The organism is Burkholderia sp. Tr-20390 (assembly GCF_017104595.1).
GTDB lineage: Bacteria > Pseudomonadota > Gammaproteobacteria > Burkholderiales > Burkholderiaceae > Burkholderia.
This window is the reverse complement of the sequence record NZ_JAAGPC010000048.1, coordinates 23,301-37,967: the sequence shown is the minus strand read 5'-3', so window position 1 is coordinate 37,967 and position 14,667 is coordinate 23,301. Positions and strand designations below refer to the sequence as shown.

Genomic DNA, 14,667 nt, shown 5'->3' with positions numbered 1-14,667 from the left:
TGGTCACGGTCAACAGGCGGCCAGCGTGCCGGCTCACATGCATTTCCCTCCTCCCGGGGCGCCGCTGCGCACGCAGCCGCACGCCCACTCCGATGCGTCGCCTGCTGCCGCACCGCGCGCGCTCGACGCGGCCCAGCTCGACGATGCGCCGGCCGTGCGGCTGCTGACGGACACGCTCCATGCGGCGCGCGTACGCGACGCATCCGACATCCACGTCGAACCATTCGAAGCCGGCTGGCGCATCCGCCTGCGCATCGACGGCGTGCTGCACGAACATGCACGGCCGCCCCTTCATCTGCGCGACGCGCTCGTCACCCGGATCAAGGTGCTCGCGCGCATGGACATCGCCGAGCGGCGGCTCCCGCAGGACGGCAGGCTGCGCATCGTGATCGACGGCGGTACGCGCGGCGACTACCGGGTCAGCTCGCTGCCGACGTTGTTCGGTGAAAAGCTGGTGCTGCGGCGGCTCGAAACCATGCCGACCGACCTCACACTCGCCCGCCTCGGCTTCGACGCGCAGCAGGCGGCCGCGATGGAGGCCGCGATACGCGCCCCGCATGGCCTCGTACTCGTCACGGGTCCGACCGGCAGCGGCAAGACGCTGTCGCTCTACTGCGCGCTGCAGATGCTCGATCGCGACGCGCACAACGTCTGCACGGTCGAGGATCCCGCCGAGATCCAGCTCGACGGCATCAGCCAGGTCGGCGTCGCCGAAAAGGCCGGGCTCACGTTCGCGACAGCCCTGCGCGCGCTGTTGCGGCAGGATCCGGACATCATCATGGTCGGCGAGATTCGCGATGCGGAGACGGCCGACGTCGCGATCAAGGCCGCGCAGACCGGCCATCTCGTGCTGTCGACGCTGCACACGAACGACGCACCGGCCGCCGTCGCGCGACTGCTCGACATCGGCGTCGCGCCGTACAACCTCGCGGCCGCGCTGCACCTCGTCACCGCGCAACGCCTCGTCCGGCGGCTGTGCACCGCCTGCCGCGTGCACTCGGACGCACCGGTGCCCGTCCTGCGCGAAGCCGGCTGCGACCCGGCCGCCCTCGCAACCGGATGGCGGCCGTTCGTCGCGCGAGGCTGTCCGGCCTGTCACGGCATCGGCTATCGCGGCCGCGTCGGCCTGCATCAGACGATGCCGGTGTCGTCCGGGCTGGCGGAACGCATCGTCGCACGGGCGAGTGTTGGCGAACTCGCGCGATGCGTGGCGGCCGAAGGCGTGCGCAGTCTGCGCGACGCGGCGCTCGCGCGCGTCCGTGACGGCACGACGAGCATCGCGGAAGCCCTCGCCGCGACACCTGTCGCATGAGCATGCACACGCCGCCGCGCGAAACCCGCTTCGCATGGCGCGGCCGCCGTCGCGACGGCACATCGCGCCGCGGGACCGTCATTGCATTCGACGCCGCGAGCGCACGTGCCGCGCTCGCACGCGACGGCATCGCCGTACTGTCGCTCGACTTCCGCGGGCCGGCCCGGCCGCCCACGGCCAGCGCGCGGGACGTCACGCGCTTCACGCGCCAGCTCGCGAGCCTGCTGCAGGCCGGGTTGCCGCTCGCGCCGTCGCTCGAGATGCTCGCGCGTACGCGGCCACACGACGGCCTGCCGCGCATCGCCGCAGGTCTCGCCCGCGAGATCGTCGGCGGCCGACGCTTCGCCGACGCGCTCGCACGCTATCCATCCCAGTTCGGCACGCTGTATCGCCAGCTGATCGAGGTCGGCGAAGCGTCCGGCTCGCTTGGGATCGTACTGACGCGGGTCGCGGAACACCGCGAGCGCACCGACGCGCAGTGGCGCAAGCTGCGGGCCGCGCTCGCGTACCCGGCGGCCGTCATCCTGTTCGGGCTCGCGATCTCGGCCGCGTTGATGGTGTGGGTGGTACCGACGTTCCGCCAGATCTTCGACGGGTTCGGCGCCGCACTGCCGGGGCCAACCCGCGCGCTGCTCGCGCTGTCCTCCGCGCTGTCGGCATGGGGCGGTGGGCTCCTTGCCATTGCCGCGGCAGCCGGGCTGGCCGCACATCACGCGCTGCGACGGTCGGCACCGCTGCGCCACGCGGTCGCGCGGCAACTGCTGCACGCGCCGCTCGCGGGTAGCGCGCTCAGCCGGTACGCGGCCGCACGCTGGTGCCGCTCGCTGGCGACGCTGCTCGGTGCCGGTGTGCCGCTCGCCGACGCCTTCGCCACGCTCGAGCGCACCGCCGGCCATCCGGTGTTCGAGCACGCCACTGCGCACATCGCAGCCCGCGTGCTGCGCGGCGCACGCCTCGCGGACGCCATGCAGTCGGCCGGCTGCTTTCCGGACGACGTCGTGCAGCCGATCGCCGTCGCCGAGGAGACGGGTACGCTCGACACTATGCTCGCCGACATCGCCGCGCTGTGCGAACGCCAGCTCGACGCGCGTCTCGATGCACTCGCCGCGCTCGGCGAACCGCTGATCGTGATCGTACTGGGTGCACTCGTCGGCGGCCTCGTGATCGCGATGTACCTGCCCATCCTTCAGCTCGGCAACGTGGTGTAGCATCGCAACCGATTCTGTCGCCTTTTAGTCCGAACCTTGAGCCTCATGACGCCAGCGCCCCTGTACTCCGCTACCGATTCGCCCGAGAGCACGCTGCTCGCGCTGGCGATGCTGCCGCCCGCGCTGCAGTATGCGTTCGCGGTCGTCGTCGGCCTTTGCGTCGGCAGCTTCCTGAACGTGGTCGTCCACCGGCTGCCCGTGATGATGCAGCGTGCGTGGCAGGCCGAGATCGATGAAGCGACCGGCAACGCGAGCGCTCCGCCCGACGACGGCTACCCGCCGCGCTACGATTTGTGGCGTCCGCGCAGCGCGTGCCCGCATTGCGGCCACGTGCTGCGCGCATGGGAAAACATCCCGCTCGTCAGCTTTCTGATGCTGCGCGGGCGCTGCCGGCGCTGCCGCCACGCGATCGGCATCGTATATCCGCTCGTGGAGCTCGCGTGCGCGCTGCTCGCTGCCGGCTCACTCGCGGTATTCGGCCCGACCGTCGCCGCGCTTGCCGCGTTCGCGCTGTGCGCCGCGCTGCTCGCGATGAGCGCGATCGATATCCGGACGGGCTACCTGCCCGACTCGATGACGCTGCCGCTCCTCTGGGCCGGGCTCGTGCTGAACCTCGGCGGCACGTTCACGTCGCTGCGCTCGGCGGTGATCGGGGCCATGGCCGGCTACCTGTTCCTGTGGGCGATCTACTGGCTGTTCAAATGGCTGCGCGGCATCGAGGGCATCGGTTTTGGTGACCTGAAGCTGCTCGCCGCGCTCGGCGCGTGGATGGGCTGGGCCGCATTGCCGCAGGTCGTGCTGTTCGCCGCGGTGACGGGCGCGATCGTCGGGCTCATCGCGACCTGGCGCGGCCGCATGCGCTTCGAGGAGCCGATTCCGTTCGGCCCGTTCCTCGCGGCAGGCGGCGCCGCGACGCTGTTTTTCGGCACCCCGTTCTATTCGGCGCTCGGAGGCTGACATGTTCGCAATCGGACTCACCGGCGGCATCGGCAGCGGCAAGACGACCGTCGCCGACCTGTTCGGCGCCCGCGGCGCATCGCTGGTCGATACCGATCTGATCGCCCATCGCATCACCGCACCGGGCGGTCTTGCGATGCCGGCGATCGAACAGGCATTCGGCCCGGGCTTCGTTGCCGCCGACGGCTCGCTCGACCGTGCGAAGATGCGCGCACTGATCTTCAGCGACGACGCCGCGCTCCGGCGCCTCGAAGCGATCACGCATCCGCTGATCCGCGCGGAAACCGATCGCGAGGCCCGCGAAGCGCAGGGTCCGTACGTGATGTTCGTCGTGCCGCTGCTCGTCGAGTCAGGCAACTGGAAGGCGCGCTGCGATCGCGTGCTCGTCGTCGATTGCCCGGTCGAAACGCAGATCGCACGCGTGATGCGGCGCAACGGCTTCACGCGCGAGCAGGTCGAAGCGATCATCGCGAAACAGGCGACGCGCGAGGCCCGTCTCGCGGCGGCCGACGACGTGATCGTCAACGACGCGACGACACCCGACACGCTCGCCGCACAGGTCGATGCACTGCACCAACGCTATCTCGGGTTTGCGGCCGCCGCGCGCTGAACCTCGTGCCCAATCGTGATGGTGTACGAAATTGGCGCGTTGCTAGGGTAGAGAGTGAGCATTAGAATGTCCTGCATTGTTTCAATCCCTACCCAAGAGGCGAGCGCGCTTGATTCTTTACGAGTATCCGTTCAACGAGCGAATTCGCACGCTGTTGCGCCTCGAAGATCTCTTCGAGCGCTTCGCGTTCTTTTTGGCTCAGGAGGACCCGCGTGAACACCACGTCGCGCTGACGACGCTGTTCGAAATCGCCGAGGTAACGGGCCGCGCGGACCTGAAATCGGATCTGATGAAGGAGCTCGAACGTCAGCGCCAGACGCTCGCCCCCTTTCGCGGCAATCCGGGCATCGAGCAGAACGCGCTCGAAGCCGTGCTCGGCGAAATCGAGCAGACGCTCGCGAACCTCGCGCAGATGCAGGGCAAGACCGGGCAGCACCTCGTCGACAACGAATGGCTCGCCAGCATCCGCAGCCGCGCGGTGATTCCCGGCGGCACGTGCAAGTTCGACCTGCCGTCGTACTACGCATGGCAGCAGTGGCCCGCCGAGCAGCGGCGCCAGGACATCGCGAAGTGGATCCTGCCGATGCTGCCGCTGCGCGACGCGGTGACGATCGTGCTGCGGCTCGCGCGCGAATCGGGCCAGGCGTCGAAGGTCATGGCGATGCAGGGCAGCTACCAGCAGATGCTGTCCGGCCGCACCTACCAGTTGATGCAGGTGCGTGTGCCGCCGGAGTTGCGCGTCATTCCCGAAGCGAGCGCGAACAAATACATGCTGTGGGTACGGTTCACCATGCAGGACGGCGATGTGCGTCCGCGCGCGGTGGATATCGACGTGCCGTTCCATCTGACACTGTGCAATCTGTAACGGCCGCGGGCCGGATCGCTTTCGTATGACTACCGTTGTGAAATGCCCGTCGTGCGGCGCCGAAGTGCGCTGGACGCCCGAAAATCAGTTCCGCCCGTTCTGCTCGGCCCGCTGCAAGCAGCTCGACCTCGGCGCATGGGCCGCGGAAAAGTACCGGATCGGTGGATCCTCCGACGAGGGCCCCTCGTCGGAAGAAGACGGCACGGACGGCCGCCGCGACAGCTGAGCGGCGCGCAGCACCGCCCGCCAGTGATATGGCCCGCCTTTCCGGCAGGCCATCATGGCGTCAGTTCGACTCGGCTTCCTTCTCGAGCAGTTCGAGCACCGGCAGCGCGGCCGGCAACAGCGGCGCGACGGCGACCGGCAGTTGCTGCCACACGAACGCCTGCCCTTCCTTGCTGTGCGGCTCGCCCGTCCAGCCCGTCACCTTGCAGAAATACAGCCGCACGTACGCATGCGGATAATCGTGCTCGAGCGTGTGCCAGCGGTGGCTGGCCGTGACTTCGATGCCGAGCTCCTCGTGCAGTTCGCGCGCAAGCGCGTCCTCGACGCTTTCACCGGCCTCCAGCTTGCCGCCCGGAAACTCCCAGTAGCCTTCATACGGCTTGCCTTGCAGCCGCTGCGCGAGCAGGTAGCTTCCGTCCGGCTGCACCATCACGCCGACCGCGACTTCCGTCACCTTGCGACCATCGGGCGCGCGCACCGCGCCTTGTGCGAGATCCGCGCTCATGCCTGCTCCTTGCGGCCCGACCAGTCACGCGCAAACTGCCACGCGACGCGCCCCGAGCGCGAACCGCGCTCGAGCGCCCACACGAGCGCGTCGCCGCGTGCGGATTCGATCTCCGCATCCGGGCAGCCGAAATAACGCAGCCAGTGCCCGACGATGTCGAGGTAGTCGTCCTGCTTGAACGGATAGAAGCTGACCCACAGGCCGAAGCGCTCCGACAGCGAGATCTTTTCCTCGACGACTTCGCCGGGGTGAATCTCGCCATCCGGAAGATGCTTGTACGACTCGTTGTCGCTCATGTACTCGGGCAGCAGATGGCGGCGGTTCGACGTCGCGTAAATCAGCACGTTGTCCGACTGCGCGGCGATCGAGCCGTCGAGCGCGACCTTCAGCGCCTTGTAGCCCGACTCGCCTTCCTCGAACGACAGGTCGTCGCAGAACACGATGAAGCGCTCGGGACGCTGCGAGATCAGGTCGACGATGTCGCCGAGATCGTGCAGGTCGTCCTTGTCGACTTCGATCAGGCGCAGGCCGTCGTTCGCATACGCGTTCAGGCACGCCTTGATCAGCGACGATTTGCCGGTACCGCGCGCGCCGGTCAGCAGCACGTTGTTGGCCGGCTTCTGCTGTACGAACTGCCGCGTGTTCTGTTCGATCAGCCCTTTCTGGCGATCGATGTTGTGGAGATCGTCGAGCGTGATCGACGACACGGCCGGCACCGGCTGCAGAAAGCCGCGCCCCTGGCGCTTGCGCCAGCGGAACGCGTGCGCGGCATTCCAGTCGACCGCGGCCGGCGCGGGCGGCAGCATCCCCTCGAGACGGCCGAGCAGCGCTTCGGCGCGCGTCAGAAACTGTTCAAGCTTGTCCATGTCGTTCGAACGCTCCGATCAGGAGCGGTAATCCGCGTTGATGCTCACGTAGTCGTGCGACAGGTCGCACGTCCAGATGGTGGCCTGCGCGTCGCCGCGGCCGAGCAGCACGCGGATCGTGATTTCGCTCTGCTTCATCACGCGCTGGCCGTCTTCTTCCTGGTAAGCCGGGTTGCGACCGCCCGCCTTCGCGACGAGCACGTCGTCGAGATAAAGGTCGATCCTGTCGACGTCCAGATCCGCGACGCCCGCATAGCCGATTGCCGCGAGAATCCGGCCGAGGTTGGGGTCGGATGCGTAGAACGCCGTCTTCACGAGCGGCGAATGGCCGATCGCGTAAGCGATCTGGCGGCATTCCGCGACGTTCTTGCCGCCTTCGACCTGCACCGTCATGAATTTCGTCGCGCCTTCGCCGTCGCGCACGATCAGTTGCGACAGCACCTGCGCGACTTCCGTCACCGCATCGCGCAGCGCCGCATAGGCCGGCGAATCGGTCGACGTGATCGCCGGCAGCGTGCTCTTGCCCGATGCGATCAGGATGAACGAGTCGTTCGTCGACGTATCGCCGTCGATCGTGATGCAGTTGAACGAGCGATCCGCGACTTCCTTCACGAGCGTGTCGAGCACCGGCTGCGCGACGTTCGCGTCGAACGCGAGGAAGCCGAGCATCGTCGCCATGTTCGGCTTGATCATGCCCGCGCCCTTGCTGATGCCCGTCAGCGTGACCGTATGGCCGTCGATCGTCACCTGGCGCGACGTGGCCTTCGGCAGCGTGTCCGTCGTCATGATCGCCTGCGCGGCGTCGAACCAGTTCGCGGCCTTGCGGTTCGCGAGCGCGGCCGGCAGGCCGGCCTTCAGGCGATCGATCGGCAGCGGCTCGAGGATCACGCCGGTCGAGAACGGCAGCACCTGTGCCGGCTCGATGCCCGCGAGGCGCGCGAGTTCCGTGCAGGTTTCGCGTGCGTTCACGAGGCCCGGCTCGCCGGTGCCCGCGTTCGCATTGCCCGTATTCACGACGAGCGCGCGAATGCCCGCGCCGCCCGCGCGCACCTTGGCCAGGTGCTCGCGGCAGACGGTGACCGGCGCGGCGCAGAAACGGTTTTCGGTGAACACGCCCGCGACCGTCGCGCCTTCGTCGACGGAGATGACCAGCACGTCCTTGCGATTCGGCTTGCGGATGTTCGCTTCCGCCCAGCCGAGCGTGACGCCGGCGACGGGATGCAGTTGGGCGGGATCGATCGACGGAAAATTGACAGCCATGGGGCACACCTGCCGGATGGAAAATGCCGGCATGCGCCGGCATCGATTGGAAGAACCAGCGGCCGCACGCGCGGGCCGCCGCAACTCACCTCACTCACTCGAAACTGCGAACGAAGCGGCACGCGTGATGCGCGCCGCCGTCGATCATGACAGCTTCCCGTGACATTGCTTGTACTTCTTGCCGCTGCCGCACGGGCACGGGTCGTTGCGGCCGACCTTCGGCATTTCGCCGCCGGGGCCGCTGTGCGTCATCGCGCTGCCGACCATGTCGGCGGTGGCCGTAGCCGCCGCGGCAGCCGTGACATTGGCCACCGGCGCACCGGCTTCCGCGTAATCGGCATGCTGGTACTCGACGTTCTCGAGATGACCGCCACGCTCCTCGATCTGCTCGGCGGCCTGCTCGAGCTGTTCCGGCGACTGGATCTGCACGTTCATCACGACGCGCGTGACTTCCTGCTTGATCGCCTCGAGCATCGCGGCGAACAGTTCGAACGCTTCGCGCTTGTATTCCTGCTTCGGATTCTTCTGCGCATAGCCGCGCAGGTGGATGCCCTGGCGCAGGTGGTCGAGCGCCGCGAGGTGCTCGCGCCACAGGCGGTCGACCGTCTGCAGCATCACCGAGCGCTCGAACGCGCTGAACGATTCGCGGCCGACCATCGCGACCTTCGCCTCGTACTGCTCGTCGGCGGCCGTCGTCACCGCGTCGAGGATCTCCTCGGCCGTGATCGACGAGGACTCGTTCACCATTTCCTGGATCGCGAGGTCGAGCTGCCAGTCGTTGCGCAGCGCTTCCTCGAGCTCGGGCACGTCCCACTGCTCTTCGATGCTGCCTTCCGGCACGAACTGGCGGACGACTTCGGTAATCACACCATGACGCATCGCGGTGATCGTCTCGGTGATGTCGTGCGCTTCGAGCAGCTCGTTACGCTGCTGGTAGATCACCTTGCGCTGGTCGTTCGACACGTCGTCGTATTCGAGCAGCTGCTTGCGGATGTCGAAGTTGCGCGCTTCGACCTTGCGCTGCGCGGACTCGATCGAGCGCGTGACGATGCCGGCCTCGATCGCCTCGCCTTCCGGCATCTTCAGGCGGTCCATGATCGAACGCACGCGGTCACCCGCGAAAATGCGCAGCAGCGGATCGTCGAGCGACAGGTAGAAGCGCGACGAACCCGGATCGCCCTGGCGGCCCGCACGGCCGCGCAGCTGGTTGTCGATCCGGCGCGATTCGTGGCGCTCGGTGCCGATGATGTGCAGGCCGCCCGCGGCCTTCACCTCCTCGTGCAGCGTTTCCCACTCGTCGTGCAGCTTCTGGATGCGGCGCGCCTTTTCGTCGGCCGGGATCGCTTCGTCGGCCTCGATGAACGCAGCCTGCTTCTCGGCATTGCCGCCGAGCACGATGTCGGTACCGCGGCCGGCCATGTTGGTCGCGATCGTGATGCGCTTCGGCCGGCCGGCTTCCGCGACAATCGCGGCTTCACGCTCGTGCTGCTTCGCGTTCAGCACCTCGTGCGGCAGCCCGGCCTGCTTCAGCAGGTGCGACAGCAGCTCCGAGTTCTCGATCGACGTCGTACCGACCAGCACCGGCTGGCCCCGCTCGTAACAGTCGCGGATGTCGCGGATCACCGCGTCATAGCGCTCCTTGGCCGTCTTGTAGATCTGGTCCTGCTTGTCGATCCGCTTCGGCGGACGGTTGGTCGGAATCACGACCGTCTCGAGGCCGTAGATCTCGTTGAATTCGTACGCTTCGGTGTCGGCGGTACCGGTCATGCCGGCCAGCTTCGCGTACATCCGGAAGTAGTTCTGGAACGTGATCGACGCGAGCGTCTGGTTCTCGCTCTGGATCTTCACGTGTTCCTTCGCCTCGACCGCCTGGTGCAGGCCGTCGGACCAGCGGCGGCCGGCCATCAGGCGGCCCGTGAATTCGTCGACGATGACCACTTCGCCGTTCTGCACGACGTAGTGCTGATCCTTGTGGAACAGCGTGTGCGCGCGCAGCGCCGCGTACACGTGGTGCATCAGCGTGATGTTCTGCGGTGCGTACAGGCTTTCGCCCTCGCCGATCAGGCCCCATTCGGCGAGCAGGCGCTCGGCCTTCTCGTGGCCCGATTCCGTCAGGAACACCTGGCGCGCCTTCTCGTCGAGCGTGTAGTCGCCCGGCTTCTCGACGCCCGTGCCGTCGGCCTTCTCTTCGCCGATCTGGCGCTCGAGCAGCGGCGGCAGTGCGTTCATCCGCACGTACAGCTCGGTGTGATCCTCGGCCTGGCCCGAAATGATCAGCGGCGTACGCGCCTCGTCGATCAGGATCGAGTCCACTTCGTCGACGACCGCGAAATTCAGGGCCCGCTGCACGCGCGCGTCGGTCTCGTAGACCATGTTGTCGCGCAGGTAGTCGAAGCCGAATTCGTTGTTCGTGCCGTACGTGATGTCCGCCGCGTAGGCCTGCTGCTTCTGGTCATGCTCCATGCCGGACAGGTTGATGCCGACCGACAGACCGAGGAAGTTGTAGAGGCGCGCCATCCATTCGGCGTCGCGCTGTGCGAGGTAATCGTTGACGGTCACCACGTGCACGCCGCGGCCTGCCAGCGCGTTCAGGTACACGGGCAGCGTCGCGACGAGCGTCTTGCCCTCGCCGGTGCGCATTTCCGCGATCTTGCCGTAGTGGAGCACCATGCCGCCGATCATCTGCACGTCGAAGTGCCGCATCTTCAGCACGCGACGGCTGGCCTCGCGGCAAACCGCGAAGGCCTCGGGCAGCAGCTTGTCGAGCGACTCGCCGGCCGCGACCCGCTGGCGGAATTCGTCCGTCTTGCCGCGCAACTGGTCGTCCGTCAGCTTCTCGATCTGCGTTTCGAGCGCATTGATCGTCGTGACGGTCTTTTGGTATTGCTTGACGAGCCGCTGGTTGCGGCTGCCAAAAATTTTCTGGAGAAAACCGGTTGTCATCGGATCGGATCCTGCGTCGCAGCACCGACGCCCGGCGCGTGTTGCGCGCCCCGGCGCCCGAGCCTCGGCGGCTTAGCGAATTAGTGGACTCAAACGATGAATTTTAGCACGCGGGGAAGCGTGCGCCCGTGTCTCGGCCGGACGGACACTGCGCGCCGACCGCCGGGCCATCGGGGCGAAAGCCGCCCGTGCACGGGCCCGCGCGGGTACAATCGGCGTCAACGTCCGCGCGCGTGCGCGCCCGAAGAATGTCTCGATGAACCGATTTTCCAAGCGTTTCGGCCCGCTCGCCCCGTATCGCCCGCAACCCGTGTCCGAAGTGCTCGGCCGCACCGACGCGTTCGCGGCGCTGCGCGCCGGCGTCGAACAGATCGCGTCGCTGCAGCGCGATCTTGCCGCGCTCCTGCCCGACTATCTGGCGAACCATATCGAGCCCGGCTTCGTGAAGGATGGCACCCTGACCCTCTTTGCTGCGCACAACGCGTTGGCCGCTCGTCTGCGACAGGTCGAACCGCGGTTGCTCGGCGATCTGCAAAAACGCGGCTGGCCGGTCTCGACGCTACGCGTACGCGTGCGCCCGAAGGATGCGCCGGAGCCGCCCCACGTGAAGCAGGCGCGGATGACGTCGGCCGGCGCGGCCGCGTTGCGCGACCTGGCAGATCATCTCGAACCGTCACCGCTGCAGGACGCGCTCGCGCGGATGGCCGCCCGGCATGGCGCTAAACCACGCTGACGGCACGCCCCGCAGCCGGCCAATAAAAAAGCAGCCCGAAGGCTGCTTTCTTATTGCTTGCACGGAACGCAGATCAGGCGAAGGCCGTCTGCATGTCGAACGCGAAGCCCTTCGGCGCTGCCTGCGGATCGTCGAACGTGACGATCTCGTACGCATCCTCGTTCGCGAGCAGTTCGCGCAGCAGCGCGTTGTTCAGCCCGTGGCCCGACTTGTACGCCGTGTACGACGCCAGCAGCGGATGGCCGATCACGTACAGGTCGCCGATCGCGTCGAGCATCTTGTGCTTCACGAACTCGTCGTCGTAGCGCAGCCCGTCGTTGTTCAGGATGCGGTACTCGTCGAGCACGATCGCGTTTTCCATGCTGCCGCCACGGGCGAGACCCATCTCGCGCAGCATCTCGGCTTCATGTGCGAAGCCGAACGTGCGTGCACGCGCAATCTCGCGCACGTACGACGTATTGGCGAAATCGACCTCGAGCTCCTGGCCGGTCTTGTCGACGGCCGGGTGACGGAAGTCGATCGAGAATTTCAGCTTGAAACCGAAGTACGGATCGAGACGCGCGAACTTGTCGCCATCACGGATTTCGACCGTCTTCTTCACCTTGACGAAGCGCTTCGGCGCGTTCTGCTCCTCGATCCCGGCGGACTGGATCAGGAACACGAAGGTCGCCGCGCTGCCGTCCATGATCGGGATTTCCTCGGCCGTCACGTCGACATAGAGGTTGTCGATACCGAGGCCGGCACATGCCGACATCAGGTGCTCGACGGTCGACACGCGCACGCCATCCTTCTGCAACACCGACGCGAGCCGCGTATCGCCGATCGACGTCGCCGCGGCGGGAATGTCGACGGGCGTGGGAAGGTCGACGCGCGAGAAGACGATGCCCGTGCCCGGCGCGGCAGGACGGAGCGTCAGCTCGATCTTGCGGCCCGAGTGGACACCGATACCCACGGTCTTCACGATGGATTTGATGGTGCGCTGCTTCAGCATGATGTTCTTCGTCGTGATTGAAGATATCAATCAGGAGTTATATTCGATAGGGGAGATTATAGCGTAATTCCCTATTCAGCGTAGTTTGAAACTGCGTATCAATCTGTTTCGACTGTTTACCCGCGCCGATACGGGACGGGCCGATGCCCGGAACGGAGGCGTTTCCGGTCATCGGCCCGTGTTACAACTGCCCTGAGGCCGGTAAGCAGCGTTGCCGGAAGGCAACGGCGCACCGCACGATCAGGACGTCAACGTCGCGAGAACACTCGCCGCATCGCTCACTTCGAATTTGCCCGGCGCCTCGACGGCCAGCGTCTTGACCACACCGCCGTCAATCACCATCGCGTAGCGCAGGGAACGAATTCCCATGCCACGCGCGGACAAATCCTGCGTCAGCCCCAGCGCATGAGTGAAAGCCGCGCTGCCGTCCGCCATCATGCGCACCTTGCCCGCGGTGTGCAGATCACGTCCCCATGCGCCCATCACGAATGCGTCGTTGACGGACACGCACCAGATCTCGTCGATGCCCGCCGCGCGCAATTGCTCGGCGTGTTCGACGTAGCCCGGCACATGCTGCGCCGAGCAGGTCGGCGTGAAAGCGCCCGGCAATCCGAAGATCACCACCCGCTTTCCCGCAACCTGGTCGCGCACGCTGTAGGCGTTCGGCCCCAGCGTGCACCCTTCGCGCGCGTCGTCGATGTACTCGAACAATTGCGCGTCGGGCAGCGCGTCGCCCACTTGAATCATGGCTGGTCCCTCATAGCGATACGGTTTTTCAGCGTGTCGCGGACAGCACGGTCCACCCCGCCCCGCTTGAGCGGAGAGGGCACGTTTCCCGGCCCGGCGTCGCAGCCGACGCGGCCTGTCGTGGTCCGTAGCATCCGTCACGCCGGCGATACCGCGGCAGATTCGCCGCGGCTTCGCCTGTGTTTGCGTCAGTCAGCCTGCTTGCGCAGGAAAGCCGGGATGTCGTACGTGTCGACACCCTTCTCCTGCAGCGCCTGCACGTGCGATGCCGCGGTTTCGCGCGAATTGCGCCACACCGCCGGCGTGTCGAGCGCGCCGTAGTCTGCCGTGCTGACGTGATGCGTCGGCGCATAGCCGTGCGATACCGCGCTGACCGGCTGGTTGTCCGTACCCGTGCGCAGCAGCGTCATCGGTGCCGATTGCTGCTTCTTCGCCGCACGGCCCAGACCCGTCGCCACGACCGTCACGCGCAGCGCATCGCCCATTGCGTCGTCGTACACCGCACCGAAGATCACCGTTGCATCTTCCGCCGCGTAGCTCTTGATCGTGTTCATCACTTCGCGCGTTTCCGACAGACGCAGCGAACGGCTCGACGTGATGTTGACCAGCACGCCGCGCGCGCCCGACAGATCGACGCCTTCGAGCAGCGGGCTCGCCACGGCCTGTTCCGCCGCGAGGCGTGCGCGATCGACGCCGGCGACCGTCGCCGTGCCCATCATCGCCTTGCCCTGCTCGCCCATCACCGTCTTCACGTCTTCGAAGTCGACGTTCACGAGGCCATCGACATTGATGATTTCAGCGATGCCCGCGACCGCGTTGTTCAACACGTCGTCCGCGCACTGGAAGCACTTGTCCATCTCGGCGTCGTCGCCCATCACGTCGAACAGCTTGTCGTTCAGCACGACGATCAGCGAGTCGACGTGATCCTCCAGTTGCTGCGAACCGGCTTCAGCGACGCGCATGCGCTTGCCGCCTTCGAACTCGAACGGCTTGCTGACGACACCGACCGTCAGGATGCCCATCTCCTTCGCGATCTGCGCGACCACCGGTGCCGCGCCCGTGCCCGTGCCACCACCCATGCCGGCCGTGATGAACACCATGTGCGCGCCGCGCAGTGCGTCGGCGATGCGCTCACGCGCTTCTTCCGCTGCCGCACGGCCCATTTCCGGCTTCGCGCCAGCGCCCAGGCCCGTGTTGCCGAGCTGGATCACCGACGATGCGCGCGAACGCGACAGCGCCTGCGCATCCGTGTTCATCACGATGAAGTCGACGCCCTGCACGCCGCGGTTGATCATGTGCTGGACGGCATTGCCGCCAGCGCCGCCAACGCCGACCACCTTGATGATGGTGCCGTTGGTCTCGGTTTCCAGCATTTCGAATTCCATTGTTGCCTCCGTCAAGAGAATGACTGCTACTCGGCCGTTATTCGGCAGGAGATCGGGCAA

At 66.7% G+C, this 14,667-nt stretch carries 14 protein-coding genes; 7 read left to right on the top strand and 7 right to left on the bottom strand.

Annotation, left to right across the window (positions count from 1 at the left end):
• Positions 1 to 37 precede the first annotated feature (37 nt).
• The 6 genes from G3N98_RS15740 to G3N98_RS15715 all read left to right on the top strand — a co-directional run bounded on the left by G3N98_RS15740 (position 38) and on the right by G3N98_RS15715 (position 5,178).
• On the top strand, positions 38 to 1,312 hold the full coding sequence (locus G3N98_RS15740; protein ID WP_206148627.1) for an ATPase, T2SS/T4P/T4SS family: 1,275 nt from the start codon (positions 38 to 40) through the stop codon (positions 1,310 to 1,312).
• Positions 1,309 to 2,520, top strand: coding sequence for a type II secretion system F family protein (locus G3N98_RS15735; RefSeq protein ID WP_206148626.1), 1,212 nt, complete (start codon positions 1,309 to 1,311; stop codon positions 2,518 to 2,520). Before G3N98_RS15740 ends, G3N98_RS15735 begins: the two co-directional genes overlap by 4 nt.
• A gap of 45 nt (positions 2,521 to 2,565) precedes the next feature.
• Positions 2,566 to 3,477 (top strand): A24 family peptidase, encoded by a 912-nt coding sequence (locus G3N98_RS15730; protein WP_206148625.1) that lies wholly within the window; start codon positions 2,566 to 2,568, stop codon positions 3,475 to 3,477.
• A gap of 1 nt (position 3,478) precedes the next feature.
• The gene (gene coaE / locus G3N98_RS15725; protein ID WP_206148624.1) at positions 3,479 to 4,087 is read left to right on the top strand and encodes a dephospho-CoA kinase; all 609 of its coding nucleotides are present in this window, start codon (positions 3,479 to 3,481) and stop codon (positions 4,085 to 4,087) included.
• Positions 4,088 to 4,196: 109 nt separating this feature from the next.
• Positions 4,197 to 4,952: a cell division protein ZapD gene (gene zapD / locus G3N98_RS15720; RefSeq protein ID WP_039353119.1), complete on the top strand. Its 756-nt coding sequence runs from the start codon at positions 4,197 to 4,199 to the stop codon at positions 4,950 to 4,952.
• Between the two features lie 25 nt (positions 4,953 to 4,977).
• Positions 4,978 to 5,178 carry a DNA gyrase inhibitor YacG gene (locus G3N98_RS15715; RefSeq protein ID WP_027788444.1) on the top strand — a complete coding sequence of 67 codons (201 nt, stop codon included), beginning with the start codon at positions 4,978 to 4,980 and terminating at the stop codon, positions 5,176 to 5,178.
• A gap of 60 nt (positions 5,179 to 5,238) precedes the next feature.
• Here G3N98_RS15715 and G3N98_RS15710 read toward each other — a convergent pair whose 3' ends face one another.
• The 4 genes from G3N98_RS15710 to secA form a co-directional block, all read right to left on the bottom strand.
• Positions 5,239 to 5,682, bottom strand: a complete 444-nt coding sequence (locus G3N98_RS15710; RefSeq protein WP_206148623.1) for an NUDIX domain-containing protein — start codon at positions 5,680 to 5,682, stop codon at positions 5,239 to 5,241.
• Positions 5,679 to 6,548, bottom strand: a complete 870-nt coding sequence (locus G3N98_RS15705) for an ATP-binding protein (protein ID WP_206148622.1) — start codon at positions 6,546 to 6,548, stop codon at positions 5,679 to 5,681. Before G3N98_RS15705 ends, G3N98_RS15710 begins: the two co-directional genes overlap by 4 nt.
• Positions 6,549 to 6,566: 18 nt before the next feature.
• A complete protein-coding gene (gene argJ / locus G3N98_RS15700; RefSeq protein ID WP_206148621.1) occupies positions 6,567 to 7,808 on the bottom strand; it encodes a bifunctional glutamate N-acetyltransferase/amino-acid acetyltransferase ArgJ in 1,242 nt (413 codons plus the stop codon).
• A 144-nt stretch (positions 7,809 to 7,952) separates the two neighbouring features.
• Positions 7,953 to 10,751, bottom strand: coding sequence for a preprotein translocase subunit SecA (gene secA / locus G3N98_RS15695; RefSeq protein ID WP_089424426.1), 2,799 nt, complete (start codon positions 10,749 to 10,751; stop codon positions 7,953 to 7,955).
• A gap of 256 nt (positions 10,752 to 11,007) precedes the next feature.
• On the opposite strand from secA, the gene G3N98_RS15690 reads away from it, so the two are divergent.
• Positions 11,008 to 11,484, top strand: a complete 477-nt coding sequence (locus G3N98_RS15690) for a DUF721 domain-containing protein (RefSeq protein WP_175241009.1) — start codon at positions 11,008 to 11,010, stop codon at positions 11,482 to 11,484.
• Positions 11,485 to 11,557: 73 nt separating this feature from the next.
• Here the strand turns inward: G3N98_RS15690 and lpxC are convergent, their stop codons facing one another.
• From lpxC to ftsZ, 3 genes are all read right to left on the bottom strand, one after another.
• Positions 11,558 to 12,475 (bottom strand): UDP-3-O-acyl-N-acetylglucosamine deacetylase, encoded by a 918-nt coding sequence (lpxC, locus tag G3N98_RS15685; RefSeq protein WP_011350845.1) that lies wholly within the window; start codon positions 12,473 to 12,475, stop codon positions 11,558 to 11,560.
• A gap of 240 nt (positions 12,476 to 12,715) precedes the next feature.
• A complete protein-coding gene (locus tag G3N98_RS15680; RefSeq protein ID WP_011350844.1) occupies positions 12,716 to 13,222 on the bottom strand; it encodes a peroxiredoxin in 507 nt (168 codons plus the stop codon).
• Positions 13,223 to 13,410: 188 nt separating this feature from the next.
• On the bottom strand, positions 13,411 to 14,607 hold the full coding sequence (gene ftsZ, locus G3N98_RS15675) for a cell division protein FtsZ (RefSeq protein ID WP_011350843.1): 1,197 nt from the start codon (positions 14,605 to 14,607) through the stop codon (positions 13,411 to 13,413).
• Positions 14,608 to 14,667: the final 60 nt, after the last annotated feature.

Coding starts and splice junctions, on each gene's coding strand:
- G3N98_RS15740 (WP_206148627.1), top strand. CDS start 38: ATGCATTTCCCTCCTCCCGGGGCGCCGCTGCGCACGCAGCCGCACGCC.
- G3N98_RS15735 (WP_206148626.1), top strand. CDS start 1,309: ATGAGCATGCACACGCCGCCGCGCGAAACCCGCTTCGCATGGCGCGGC.
- G3N98_RS15730 (WP_206148625.1), top strand. CDS start 2,566: ATGACGCCAGCGCCCCTGTACTCCGCTACCGATTCGCCCGAGAGCACG.
- coaE (WP_206148624.1), top strand. CDS start 3,479: ATGTTCGCAATCGGACTCACCGGCGGCATCGGCAGCGGCAAGACGACC.
- G3N98_RS15715 (WP_027788444.1), top strand. CDS start 4,978: ATGACTACCGTTGTGAAATGCCCGTCGTGCGGCGCCGAAGTGCGCTGG.
- G3N98_RS15710 (WP_206148623.1), bottom strand. CDS start 5,682: ATGAGCGCGGATCTCGCACAAGGCGCGGTGCGCGCGCCCGATGGTCGC.
- G3N98_RS15705 (WP_206148622.1), bottom strand. CDS start 6,548: ATGGACAAGCTTGAACAGTTTCTGACGCGCGCCGAAGCGCTGCTCGGC.
- argJ (WP_206148621.1), bottom strand. CDS start 7,808: ATGGCTGTCAATTTTCCGTCGATCGATCCCGCCCAACTGCATCCCGTC.
- secA (WP_089424426.1), bottom strand. CDS start 10,751: ATGACAACCGGTTTTCTCCAGAAAATTTTTGGCAGCCGCAACCAGCGG.
- G3N98_RS15690 (WP_175241009.1), top strand. CDS start 11,008: ATGAACCGATTTTCCAAGCGTTTCGGCCCGCTCGCCCCGTATCGCCCG.
- lpxC (WP_011350845.1), bottom strand. CDS start 12,475: ATGCTGAAGCAGCGCACCATCAAATCCATCGTGAAGACCGTGGGTATC.
- G3N98_RS15680 (WP_011350844.1), bottom strand. CDS start 13,222: ATGATTCAAGTGGGCGACGCGCTGCCCGACGCGCAATTGTTCGAGTAC.
- ftsZ (WP_011350843.1), bottom strand. CDS start 14,607: ATGGAATTCGAAATGCTGGAAACCGAGACCAACGGCACCATCATCAAG.